The following is a 12,651-nucleotide window of genomic DNA, read 5'->3' on the forward strand; positions in this document are numbered from 1 at the left end:
TAAAAAAGCCGGACGGCATGGCGCGCGTGCGCCATGGCGCTGTCCGGCTGGGGAGCGCCCGCAGCGCTCCGCCGAATCAGTGTCCGCTCAGATCTTGCCGACCAGGTCCAGCGAAGGAGCCAGGGTCTTGGCGCCGTCGTTCCACTTGGCGGGGCAGACTTCACCGGGGTGGGCGGCGGTGTACTGGGCAGCCTTGAGCTTGCGCACGGTTTCCTTCACGTCGCGGGCGATCTCGTTGGAGTGGATTTCGGACGTCTTGATGATGCCGTCGGGGTTGACCACGAACGTGCCGCGCAGTGCCAGGCCTTCTTCAGGGATGTGCACGCCAAACGCGTTGGTCAGCTGGTGCGTAGGGTCGCCGACCAGGGGGAACTTTGCCTTGCCCACGGCGGGCGAGGTTTCGTGCCACACCTTGTGCGAGAAGTGCGTGTCGGTCGTGACGATGTAGACCTCGGTGCCAGCCTTCTGGAACTCTGCGTAGTGCTCGGCGGCGTCTTCGATTTCGGTAGGGCAGTTGAAGGTGAAGGCTGCGGGCATGAAGATCAGCACGGACCACTTGCCCTTCAGGTCGGCTTCGGTCAGGTCGATGAATTCACCCTTGCCATTGCGGTTGACGAAAGCGGTGGTCTTGAACGGCTGAACTTGCGTATTGATCAGGGACATTGCTGTTTCCTTGTTGGTGGTTGAGTGAACAGGACTGAAGTCTAGGCCTTTCCGGGCCATCAATCCAATTAATTGATTAGATCAAATCAATTGCCAATAACTATACATCGAGACTGAAACCGGAAGATCCTCCACCCCCGGTCCACAGGGGAACATGCCCAACCATTGCGCCTTGTCAAATATTCAAATACAACTCATTCTCAGTTGAATTTATGATCTGCTCCAGGGGCGCAAGGCACATCCATCTCCGCACGGCTCACGTCGGGCGTGGCCCCACCGGCCCCCGCGCGCTGGATGGAAAAGCGCAAGCAGCTCATAAACTCATAGCAAAGAACCGAATCCGCCATGTTCCAGACCCTCTTGATCTGTTTCCGCGAGGGGCTTGAAGCCCTGCTTGTCGTGGCCATCGCCACCTTGTATCTGCGCAAGACCGGGCGCCTGGCGCTGCTGCTGCCACTGCGCGCCGGTGTCGTGGTGGCGGTGCTGCTGTCGCTGGTGCTGGGCTGGGTGCTGTCGCAGGTGGGCGCGCTGTCACCCGCGGCCGAGGGGGTGATGGCCCTGGTGGCCGCGGCCGCCGTCGCCTGGTGCGTGGTGCACATGCGCAGCGCCGGCAAAGGCATGGGACAGGAGATCGCCCAGCGCATCGACCGCGCCAGCGTGCTGGAGGGCCCGCGCGCCGCCCTGGCCGTGTTTCTGTTCTCGCTGTTCATGGTGGGCCGCGAAGGCGTGGAGACCGCCACGATGCTGGCCGCGCTGGCCCGCAGCGCCGAGCTGGGCTACATGGCCTGGGGCGGCATCGCCGGCCTGGCCCTGGCCATCGCCATTGCATGGGCCTGGACGCGCTACGGCCGTGCGGTGAACCTGGGCCGCTTCTTCCGCGTGACCTCGTGGTTCATGGCGGTGTTCGCGGTCCAGCTCGTGGTCTATGCCTTCCATGAATTCACCGAAGGCGCGCTGATTCCGGGCATCGACAACGCCTGGTGGCATGCCGCCACCGAGGATCTGGCCGAAGGCACGGTGGCCCAGGCGATCTCGCTGGCCCTGGTGCTGGTCCCCACGCTGTGGCTGGGCATTGCGCACCGGCGCGACCAGCAGCGCGCCGGGCAGCCCACGGCCACGCCAGCGCGCCCGTCCGCCAAGGCGCTGTAGCCCGCTGGCAGGCCAGGCCGCCACGCGCGGCCCGGCGATGCACCGGGGCCCTGGGTCATCACACCCAGGGCCTCTTTTTTGGCGGGAAGCGGCATGGCGCCGCGCACGAAGCCCGCCCCGTCCGCGCTCGGCGCACGGTCCACCCGCGCGGAAATGCGAACACAACTCAGCATCACACGCACCCCGTGCGCCCCCGCAGGGGATTGCCTTGCGCCTGCTGACGCAGGTCACGACAATCGAGCGGAATCAACACAATAAGGAGTCCCCATGAAAGGTGACGCACAGGTCATTGGCCATCTGCAGGCCCAGCTCAAGAACGAGCTCACGGCCATCAACCAGTACTTCCTGCACTACCGCATGCTCAAGCACTGGGGCTTCGACAAGCTGGCCAAGAAGGAGTACTCCGAATCCATCGGCGAGATGAAGCATGCCGACTGGCTGATGGACCGCATCTTCATGCTCGACGGCCTGCCCAACCTGCAGGACCTCGCCAAGCTCCAGGTCGGTGAAGACGTGCCAGAGATCCTGGCCTGCGACCTGCGCTCCGAACAAGGCGCCCAGGCCACCATCAAGGAAGGCATGGCCCATTGCGAAAGCGTGCGTGACTACGTCTCGCGCGACCTCCTGCAAAAGATCCTGGATGACACGGAAGAGCACATCGACTTCATCGAAACCCAGATCGACCTGATTGACAAGGTCGGCCTGCAGAACTATCTGCAGTCGCAGATGGGCGACGCGGACTGAAGCAAGAGTTCACCAGAGCGCTCCACGAAAAAACCACCAACGAAGAAATCAGAAAAACGGGCCCTGGCCCGTTTTTTTGTGTCCGCGCGAAGGCAGGGCCGCATCGCCCTGCAGTCACAGGATGTTGCAACTGCACATCAAAGCCGCCAAAGTTGTGCCGCAATGAATGCGAATGCTTCTCAACAAAAGTAGAATGCGTTCTTACGACCGGCGCCCGCCCTTCCCTGCCCACCTCTTCCCCAGACCTGATGGCATGGAGTGCGCGTTGCGCCCGGGTGCCGTGATTGATTCCCTGAATACCTAGCCAGCCAGTCAGCCGGGCCCTGCCCCGCTGCAGCCAGCGTTTGTACGTTTGTTGTGTCCAAACCTGCCTGGAGCCTTCCTGATGCTGCGCCGCACCGCCAGCCCCTGCCTGCCCGGGGCCTCCGCTTCTTTCCGATCGCCCGGATCACCTGCTGACAGCCGCGCCCCGGCTGGCACGCCATGAAGACCGCGCGTGTCGACTGGCGCTACCGGCTGGCCATCACCTCCCGCGCCGTGGCGGCCATCGGAGGCGGCTATGCGCTGGCGGCGGGGTTCGCGGCCGCGTTGTCGCAGGGGCTGGCGCAGTTCATGCCGCTGGTCGAGGCCGTGCTCACGGCCACCATGCTGGCCTGGCTGGCCTACGCCATGGCCGCGGGCTGGGCTTTCTATGCCCGCACCGCCCTCGGTGCATGGGCAGGCACCCTGCTGCCCGCGCTGGTACTGGGCGCCTGCGCCATGGCGCCGCAATGGATGAAGGCCGCCGCATGAACGCCACCACACTGACACCCGACGCGTCCGCAGACATGGCAGCGGGCATGCCCACGGCTGCCCCGGTCAACGCCAAGGCCAAAGCCGCCAGGACACCCAACGACCGAGAAGGCTTTCGCCAGGCGATGTCGTGGCTGCACACCTGGGCCGGGCTGATCCTGGGCTGGCTGCTGTTTGCGATCTTCCTCACCGGCACGCTGTCGTTCTTCAAGAACGAGTTCAACCTGTGGATGCGCCCCGAGATGCACGGCCTGCCCGCGGCGGATGCGCAGGTGGCCCAGAAGTCGCTGGACGCATTGCAGCGCAAGTCGCCCGAGGTCACGCAGTGGATCATGCACCTGCCCGACGAGCGCGACCCGGCCGTCAACCTGCTGTGGCGCGGCACCGGCAACGGCCGGTTCGAGACGCTGCGCATGAACCCGCAAACCGGCGAGGCCATCGAGGCGCGCCAGACCATGGGCGGCGACTTCTTCTACCGCTTTCACTTCGAGCTGCGCACGGCCCAGAAGGGCCGCTGGACCCTCGAAGGCCGCTGGGTGGTGGGCGTGGCCACGATGCTGATGTTCGTCGCGCTGATCACGGGCGTGATCACGCACCGCCGCATCTTCAAGGACTTCTTCACCTTCCGCCCCACCAAGGGCGGGCAGCGCGCCTGGCTGGATGCGCACAATGTCACCGGCGTGCTGGTGCTGCCGTTCTACCTGATGATCACCTTCAGCGGGCTGATGATCTTCCACACGCTGTACATGCCCGCCGGCATCGCCACCACGTACAAGAATGAAAAAGGCGTGGACTCCAACGCGTACTTTGCCGACCTGCAGGGCGAGAAGGCCGAGAGCCGCCCCCGCCGCGGCGCAAACGACAAGGTGGAGCCCCTGCCCGCCATCGCGCTGCAGCCCATCCTGACCGAAGCACGCACCCGCTGGGACGGCGGGCGCATCGGCAGCCTGCAGGCGCGCCGCGATGCCAAGGGCCGCGCCGTGGTCGAAGTCACCCGCCACGAGGGCGACCGCCTGCAGTACCGCCCGCCGCGCCTTTTGTTCGACGCTACCACCGGCCAGTGGCTGGACCAGGCCGACCCCACGGGCCCCGCCGCCAAGACCTATGGCGTGCTGTACGGGCTGCACCTGGCGCGCTTTGCCGACGTGGGCATGCGCTGGGCCCTGTTCGGCTTTGGCGTGCTGGGCAGCCTGATGATCGCCACGGGCATGGTGCTGTGGACCGTCAAGCGCAGCGCCCTGTCGCAGACGAAAGCCGGCCGCCAGGGCGCAGCCGCCCCTGCAGCGCGCACCAAGGCACCCTTCGGCGAGCGCCTGGTGGCCGCCATCAATATCGCCACGCTGGCAGGCCTGCCGCTGGCCTGCGGCGTGTACGTGGCCTCCAACCGCCTGATCTCCGTGGGCATCGAGGGCCGGGCGGACACCGAGCTGGCCTGGTTCTTCAGCGCCTGGGGCATCGCGCTGCTGTGGGCGCTGGCGTGCGCTGTAGTGCGCCCCAGCCGCATGGGCTGGTCGGTGCCGCTGGGCGCTGCGGGTGCCGTGTGGACGGCCCTGCCGCTGATCAATGCGCTGACCACCCACACCCACCTGGGCGTCACGCTGCCCGCGGGCGAATGGATCTGGGCGAGCATGGACCTGTCGTTCCTGGCCACGGGCCTGCTGCTGGGCTGGCTGTCCTGGCGGCTGCGCCCGGGGCGCGTGCGCAAGGGCAAGGCCGCTGTGTCCAAGGCATTGCGCCACGCCGCCGCTGCCAGCGCATCCGCCCCACAGCCCGCTGCACCGGCGCTGTCGGCAACGCCCGACGTCTCGACCTCGGGGGCCTGATCCATGTCCGCTTTTCTGCTGTGTTTCGCGGCGTGGTCCGCCATCGCACTGGGCATGGACCGCCACCATGAAGACGCGCTGGGCCGGGAAGGCACGGAGCGCCGCCTGCTGCACCTGCGCCGCGCCGGGTGGCTGGTGCTGCTGCTGTCGCTGTGGCTGGCGGCCCGCCCCTCGGGCGAGACCCCAGCCTCGCTGGGCATCACCGCCTGGACCGTCGCGCTCTCCGTGGCGGCGGTGGCCGTGACGGCCACCATGACCTGGCAACCCCGGCGCGCCCCGGCCTTGGCGGGCGCGGCCCTGGCGGGCGGCCTGCTCGCGTGGGCCTGGGGCTGGTGACGAACACCGCCGCCCGCCCGCCAGACCTCCGCCCCTGAACGTTACCGCCACCACCCGCACCCCTTTTCACGCTTCGCACACCTCCCAGCCAAGGGCCGACCACCGGCCCGCGCCAGGCACGGGGTGCGGGGTTGCCGTCTTCATCTGCGCTGCGCACACGCTCAAGGAAAACCATGCACGCCATCCGCCAGTCCCACACGCTCAGACCCCTGTCGGCTGCCCTGCTCGCCGCGCTTTGCAGCGCCGCGTGGGCGCAGAGCCCGCCGCCGGCCACCGCACCGCAGACGCTGGGCGAGGTCACGGTGCAGTCCACCACGGGGGACGACGGCTACTCGCCCGCCGCCAGCACCTCGGCCACCAAGGGCAGTGCGCCGCTGCGCGACGTGCCCCAGGCCGTGAACGTGGTGCCCGAGCAGCTCATGCGCGACCAGGGCGCGCGGTCGATGGAAGACGTGCTGCGCAACGTGCCCGGCGTGGCCATGAGCCACGGCGACGGGCAGCGCGACCAGGTGGTGATCCGCGGCTTCACGGCCATCGCCGACCAGTTTGTCGACGGCGTGCGCGACGATGCCCTGTACTTCCGCGACCTGGCCGACATCGAGCGGGTGGAGGTGCTCAAGGGCCCCGCCGCCGTGCTGTACGGGCGCGGCTCGTCGGGCGGCCTGATCAACCGCGTGACCAAGAAGCCCAGGTTCGGCGAGACCTCGGGCGAGGCCTCGCTGGGCCTGGGCAGCTTCGACTACCGCCGCGCCACGGCCGATGTGAATGTGGGCATCAGCGACACCGCGGCCTTTCGCATCAACGCCGCGGTGGAGGACTCGGGCAGCTACCGCGACCAGCAGTTCGTCAAGCGCCACAACTTCGCGCCGTCGCTCGCGCTCAAGCTCGCGGCGCAAACCGACCTGCTGCTGCAGTACACCCACGCCCGCGACCAGCGCCTGACGGACTTTGGCATTCCCGCGCTCAACGGCCGCCCCGTCAACGTATCGCCCCGCACGTACTACGGCTCCAGCAATGCCGCGCAGGACGACACCACCACCAGCACCATGCAGTCGTTCGCGGCCACGCTGAACCACCGCTTCAACGACGACTGGTCGGTGCGCAACGTCACGCGCCTGTACGACTACGCGCTGGACCGCTACAACACCCTGCCCGGCGGCACCACCGACCCGGTGAACCTGACCGTGGGCCGCACGCGCTCGTTCGTCCTGCGCGACGAAAAAGGCTTCTTCAACCAGACCGACGTCACCTGGCGCAACCGGCTGGGCGGCTTCCAGCAGGAATGGCTGATGGGCGTGGAGCTGGGCCAGCAAAAGAAGCGCGCCGAGTCCGTCTCGGGCGGCGCCGACCGCGTGCCGATCTTCAACCCCGGCAACCGCCCTGCCCCCGCCATCCCGGCCGCCAGCTTTGCGGCCGACGGCGCCATCCCCAGCCACACCACGCAGGACACCGCCGCGCTGTACTGGCAAAACCAGATCACGCTGGCGCCCCAGTGGAAGGCGCTGGTGGGCGCCCGCTACGACGTGTTCGGGCAGGAGACCACGTTCGACCGCAAGCTCGCGGGCCTGTCGCGCACCGACAAGAAGTTCAGCCCCCGCGCAGGCCTGGTGTGGCAGCCCAGCGATGCGCTGTCGTACTACGTGTCGTACAGCAAGTCGTTCCAGCCCTCGGCCGAGACCTTCGCACTGGCCGCCAACAACACCGGCGCCGAGCCCGAGATCACCGAGAACAAGGAGATCGGCGTCAAGCTCGACGTGCTGGACGGCCGGCTGAACTTCACCGGCGCGCTCTTCAACCTCGAGCGCACCAACATCAAGAACACCGACCCAACCAACCCGTCGCGCCAGATCAACGTGGGCACGCAGCGCACCAACGGCCTGGAGCTGACCGCCAATGGCCGCCTGCCCGACCGCTGGGACATGAGCGCCGGCTATGCATGGCTCGATGGCCGCATGACCCGGTCGCTGGCCACCACCAGCACCCTGCAGTTGCCCACGGCGGCCATCGCGGCGCAGGGCAAGGTGGCTGCACTCACGCCGCGCAACTCCGCGTTCGTATGGGCCATGAAGGACCTGGGCCACGGCCTGCGCGTGGGCGGCGGCGTGAACTACGTGGGTGCGCGCTTCACCTCGCTGACCAACCTGGTCACCCTGCCCGGCTACACCACGCTGGACGCCGCCCTGCAGTACACGGTGGGCCAGTGGGATGTGGACGTGAACGTGAAGAACCTGGCCAACCGCAAGTACTACGTGTCGGCCCACGGCAGCAACGACAACCTGATCCTGCCCGGCTCGCCCCGCGCACTGCAGGTGACGCTGCGCACGCGGTTCTGACACGGCACATGCAGGCGCCGCCAGCAAATTCAAAGCCTTTTACGCCACCAGCGCTTGATGGAAAAGCGCTGGCAGCTACTCAATTCATAGCAACATCGAGGAGGAGAAGCACCATGCGCATGCACCCATTGGCCCTGGCGGCCTCGCTGCTGGCCACGCTGGCCACAGCCCAGGCCCAGGCACAGACAGCCCCCACCCCTGCCGCCACCGCCGCATTGCCCGAGGTCAAGGTGACCGACGGCGCGGACGGCGCCACCACCGAGGGCAGCGGCCAGTACACCGCCCGCGAAGTCAGCGTGGGCAAGCTGCAGCAGACGCCGCGCGAGACGCCCCAGTCCATCAGCGTGGTCACGCGCCAGCAGCTCGACGACCGCAACCTCACCAAGGTGGAAGACGCGATCAAGCTGAGCACTGGCATGACCATCACGCGGCTGGACGGCGCGGGCAACTACAACTCGTTCCAGTCGCGCGGCTTCGACCTGGGCGCCATCCAGCTCGACGGTGTGCCCATTCCGCAAGGCAACTACAGCACGCTCGATACGGCCATGTACGACCGCATCGAAGTGCTGCGCGGCCCGGCCGGCCTGCTGCAGGGCGCGAGCGAACCCGGCGGCACCGTCAACCTGGTGCGCAAGCGCGCCCCGTCCAAACTGGCCATCGGTGCCGATGCGGCGGTGGGCTCGTTCGGCCTGCGCCGCGGCACGGTGGACGTGGGCGGCGGCCTCAACGCCGAAGGCACGATCCGCGCGCGCGCCGTGGCCGTGGTGGAAGACCGCGACAGCCACATCGACACGCTGTTCAACAACAAGCGCCTGGGCTACGGCACGCTGGAATGGGACATCGCCCCGTCCACCACCGTGTCGGTGGGCGCGGCGCAGCAGCGCGTGCGCGCCGCCATCGACCAGGGCCTGCCCACCTATGCCGATGGCCGCCTGGCCGACCTGCCCCGCAGTTCCTTTGCCGGCCTGCGCGCCAACCGCCAGGACCTGGAAACCACCGACGTTTTCGCCGAGCTGGAGCACCGCCTGGCCGGCGGCGGCGTGGTGCGCCTGTCCGCGCGGGACATCGACCGCACGGCCTTCTACCGCTCGGCCCGGGCCAACAGTGCCCTGGCCGCCGACGGCAGCTTCACCATGGAAACCGTGGACGGAGACTTCCACGTGCGCACCCGCAACTACGACGCCTTCCTGACCACGCCGGTGCAGGTGGCGGGCCGCACCCACAAGCTGCTGGTGGGCGCCAGCCACAACGAAGGCAGGACCTGGGACGGCAACTACATCTACGGGCCGACCCTGCCCTTCAACCTGCTGCGGCCCAACTACGACCTGGCGTACCCCGACATCACGCTCAAGGGCTTCACCTCCATCGTCACCCGCCGCGAGAACGCGCTGTACGGGCAGGCCCAGGTCAGCCTGGCCGACACCGTCAAGCTGCTCGCGGGGGGGCGCCTCTCGTGGGCCGAAGTGGTGACGCGCAGCACCAGTACCGGCGCGGTCACCGCATCGGCCGATCCCGGCCGCCAGTTCGTGCCTTCCATCGCGCTGATGTGGGACTTCCACCCGCAGTACACCGGCTACGCCAGCTACGCCGAAACCTTCGTGGTGCAAACCCAGCTCACCGCGGCCAAGCAACTGCTCGACCCGCGCACGGGCAAGCAGGTCGAGCTGGGTGTCAAGGGCGAGTTCCTGCAAAAGCGCCTGCAGGCCCATGCAGCGCTGTTCCGCATCATCGACGAGAACCGCGCTGTCGCCGACCCGGTGGTGACCAACGCATCGATCGCCGGCGGCAAGGTGCGCGCGCAGGGCTTCGAGACCGAGGTCAGCGGCCAGCCACAGCCCGGCTGGGACATCGTGGCGGGCTACGCCTACAACGACACCCGCTACCTGAAGGCGCCCGTCGCCCAGCAGGGCCAGGTGTTCAGCCCCATCACGCCGCGCCACAGCGTGAACCTGTTCACCCGCTATGCCTTCACCAGCCCGGCGCTGCGCGGCTTCAGCGTGGGCGGAGGCATGTCCTACCGCAGCGCGTTCTTCGCGCAAAGCGGCGCGCTGCGCATCAACGCGCCCGGCTACGCGGTGTTCAACGCGCAGGTGGGCTACCAGATCAACGACCACCTGTCGTTGAACCTGTCGGTGGACAACCTGCTGGACAAGACCTACTACGAGAAGGTATCCGGCGTGTCGCGCCAGAACTTCTATGGCGAGCCACGCCGCGTGACGGTGGCGCTCAAGGCGCGGTACTGACGGGGAAGCGGGCTACCGCCAGCGGGCCTGCCCGGGCCCGCCGGCTGCCGCGCCTCAGCGTGCGGGAGCGCGCTGCAGGTTCACCTTCCAGTCGAGCCGTGTGGCCTTGCGCGCGACGGGCCCGTGGTTCTCGCCGCTCACGCACAGGTTGCGGCCGTACTTGAACGATGGCACGTTCATGGACGGGCTGCCGGTACTGGCGGACACCAAGGTATCGCAGCTGCTCACGTCCGGCTCCACATGGAAGTATGTCTGGTAGCTCTGGCCACGCTCGGGTACGAAGGCCACGGTCACCCGGCAGATCCGGTTCTGGGCCACGCGCGCATCGATGTAGTAGTGCGAGAGCACGAACGGCTTGCCGGCCGGAATCTGCACCGTCTTGCCCACGGAAGGGTTCTCCACGTCCTTCGTCATCCCGGTGAAGGTCGCCAGACGGATGCCGTCCTTGTGGGGCACGCAGTCTTCGTTCTCGTACGCCTCGGTGAAGAAGTGGGCGTTGTTGCCGACGATCTTCAGCGTGGCGCTGTCGGCGGTGGGTTGGGGGTGGTACTGCGAAGCGCAGCCAGCCAGCGCGATGGCGCAAAGGGCAAGGCAATGTTTCATGGATGAAAGTGTCTTTTGATGGCCGGAAGGCCAAGTGTTGTAGTGGCGACGGTCACGCACCCGTTCGGGCACGCCCGCGCACTATAGCCACGCAAGCACTTTGGCGGCTCGGCCAACGCCAGTGCGCCGGGGCACTGCACGCGATGCCACGGGCGGGCGCCCCCTGCCCGCGCCCACCCGCCACCGGGTGTTGCTCATCCCAGACAACGCGGCGCCCCGCGCATCCTCACAATAGGAATAATTCCCATTTGCAATGTAAAATTAGGTATCCGCAAGCCACAGCCCGCGCCCCGCAGCCGGCTGCAGCCAGCACCCACCGCCCCTTCGACGTTTCCGGGTTGCCTGGCTTGACTTCATTCGCCCCTGCTTTTGCCACCTGGGTGGCATCTCCACCGCCGCGTCGCCCGTGCTCGCCGCGCGGGGACCGGGCGCGCGCGCGGGCACCGCGCCCCTATCTTCCGAACCCGCCATGAGCCCCACCGCCTTGCGCCGCTGGAGCTGGACCCACAAGTGGTCCAGCCTGGTGTGCACCGTCTTCATGCTGCTGCTGTGCCTCACGGGCCTGCCGCTTATCTTTCACCACGAGATCGGCCACCTGCTGGGCACCGAGGTCGAGGCGCCCCCCATGCCCGCCCACACGCCGCGCGCCAGCCTGGACAAGGTGCTGGCCGCCGCGCAGGCCCTGCACCCCGAGCGCGTGGTGCAGTTCGCCTCGCAGCCCGAGGACGACGACGCGCTGTGGTTCGTCACCCTCACGCCCACGCCCGCGCCGACCGAGGATTTCAAGTCGATCGCGGTGGACGCGCGCACGGCCGCCGTGCTGTCGCAGCGGCCGGTGGACCAGGGTTTCATGTACATCATGTTCCGCCTGCATGTGGACCTGTTCGCGGGCCTGGCGGGCAAGCTGTTCCTGGGGTTCATGGGCTTGCTGCTGCTGGTGGCCATCGTCACCGGCGTGGTGCTGTACGCGCCGTTCATGCGCAAGCTGGCTTTCGGAGAGGTGCGCCGGGACCGGTCCACCCGCGTCAAGTGGCTCGACCTGCACAACCTGCTGGGCATCGTCACCCTGGTGTGGGCCCTCGTGGTGGGCGCCACGGGCATGATCAATACCTGGGCGGACCTGATGATCAAGTACTGGCAGTACGACCAGCTGTCCGTCCTGCTCAAGCCCTACGAAGGCCAGCCCACCGTGCCCGTGGCCGAGCGCGGCCCGCTGCAGCAGTCCCTGCAGGCGGCCCAGGCGCACGCGCCGGAGATGAAGCTGTCGTTCATCGCCTTCCCGGGCACCGCGTTCTCCAGCCCCCACCACAACACCTTCTTCCTGCGCGGCAAGGAACCGCTGACCTCGCGCCTGCTGCAGCCCGTGATGGTGGACGCGCGCACAGCCCAGGTCACTGCCGCGCCGCAGTTGCCCTGGTACCTCACGGCGCTGCTGGTCTCGCAGCCGCTGCACTTTGGCGACTACGGCGGCATGCCGATGAAGATCATCTGGGCGCTGCTCGACATCGCGACCATCGTCGTGCTGGGCAGCGGACTGTACCTGTGGCTGCGCAAGGGCGTGCAGGCGGGCAACGCCACGGCGGCCACCAACGCGCCAGTGCCCACCGGCCTGCCCACCACCGCTGCCGCTTCAGTACGCACCGGCAGCCCGCTGCCGCGCACGGAGGGCCGCGCATGAAGCCGAACCCGTTCTGGTCGCTGTGGGGCTGGCCCATCGTGATGGGCGTGCTCACCACCACGGGCCTGATCACCGCCCTGGTGTCCGACACCTGGGGCGACTGGTGGTCATGGGTGGGCCTGGGCGTTCCGGTGGCGGTGATGGGATGGTTCTCGTGGCCTTTTGCACAGCGTGCCCACCGTTCCACACCTGCCCCGCAGGCCACCCCAGGCCGCGCTGGCGACCCTGCAGATACCGACATGCGCAGCAGCGACACCGCTTCGGCCCCGCGCTGACACCCCCCTTCA

General features: G+C 67.9%; 11 protein-coding genes. 9 read left to right on the forward strand and 2 right to left on the reverse strand.

Annotated features, from left to right (window positions below; translation table 11 throughout):
- Positions 1-87: 87 nt before the first annotated feature.
- Complete coding sequence (gene ahpC, locus AC1RVY_RS16200) at positions 88-663, reverse strand: alkyl hydroperoxide reductase subunit C (protein ID WP_218340229.1); 576 nt, start codon at positions 661-663, stop codon at positions 88-90.
- A 345-nt stretch (positions 664-1,008) separates the two neighbouring features.
- On the opposite strand from ahpC, the gene AC1RVY_RS16205 reads away from it, so the two are divergent.
- From AC1RVY_RS16205 to AC1RVY_RS16235, 7 genes are all read left to right on the forward strand, one after another.
- Complete coding sequence (locus tag AC1RVY_RS16205) at positions 1,009-1,812, forward strand: FTR1 family protein (RefSeq protein ID WP_492807192.1); 804 nt, start codon at positions 1,009-1,011, stop codon at positions 1,810-1,812.
- 267 nt (positions 1,813-2,079) lie between these two features.
- Entirely contained in the window at positions 2,080-2,556 is a 477-nt protein-coding gene (gene bfr, locus AC1RVY_RS16210; RefSeq protein ID WP_218295408.1) for a bacterioferritin, read from the forward strand.
- 483 nt (positions 2,557-3,039) lie between these two features.
- Positions 3,040-3,348 (forward strand): DUF3649 domain-containing protein, encoded by a 309-nt coding sequence (locus AC1RVY_RS16215; protein WP_492807194.1) that lies wholly within the window; start codon positions 3,040-3,042, stop codon positions 3,346-3,348.
- 47 nt (positions 3,349-3,395) lie between these two features.
- Positions 3,396-5,171: a PepSY-associated TM helix domain-containing protein gene (locus AC1RVY_RS16220; RefSeq protein WP_492807503.1), complete on the forward strand. Its 1,776-nt coding sequence runs from the start codon at positions 3,396-3,398 to the stop codon at positions 5,169-5,171.
- A gap of 3 nt (positions 5,172-5,174) precedes the next feature.
- Positions 5,175-5,507, forward strand: coding sequence for a DUF3325 domain-containing protein (locus AC1RVY_RS16225; RefSeq protein ID WP_218295410.1), 333 nt, complete (start codon positions 5,175-5,177; stop codon positions 5,505-5,507).
- Between the two features lie 173 nt (positions 5,508-5,680).
- Positions 5,681-7,840 (forward strand): TonB-dependent receptor, encoded by a 2,160-nt coding sequence (locus tag AC1RVY_RS16230; RefSeq protein WP_492807196.1) that lies wholly within the window; start codon positions 5,681-5,683, stop codon positions 7,838-7,840.
- 113 nt (positions 7,841-7,953) lie between these two features.
- Entirely contained in the window at positions 7,954-10,083 is a 2,130-nt protein-coding gene (locus AC1RVY_RS16235; RefSeq protein ID WP_492807198.1) for a TonB-dependent siderophore receptor, read from the forward strand.
- Positions 10,084-10,137: 54 nt separating this feature from the next.
- On the opposite strand, the gene AC1RVY_RS16240 is transcribed toward AC1RVY_RS16235, so the two are convergent.
- Positions 10,138-10,686, reverse strand: coding sequence for a hypothetical protein (locus tag AC1RVY_RS16240; protein WP_492807200.1), 549 nt, complete (start codon positions 10,684-10,686; stop codon positions 10,138-10,140).
- Between the two features lie 469 nt (positions 10,687-11,155).
- Here AC1RVY_RS16240 and AC1RVY_RS16245 point away from each other — a divergent pair, with 469 nt between their 5' ends.
- Complete coding sequence (locus AC1RVY_RS16245; RefSeq protein ID WP_492807202.1) at positions 11,156-12,364, forward strand: PepSY-associated TM helix domain-containing protein; 1,209 nt, start codon at positions 11,156-11,158, stop codon at positions 12,362-12,364.
- Positions 12,361-12,639, forward strand: a complete 279-nt coding sequence (locus AC1RVY_RS16250) for a hypothetical protein (protein ID WP_492807204.1) — start codon at positions 12,361-12,363, stop codon at positions 12,637-12,639. The genes AC1RVY_RS16245 and AC1RVY_RS16250 overlap by 4 nt, the downstream gene beginning before the upstream one ends.
- The last annotated feature ends 12 nt before the right edge of the window (positions 12,640-12,651 follow it).

Source organism: Acidovorax sp. GW821-FHT11A03 (assembly GCF_058809075.1).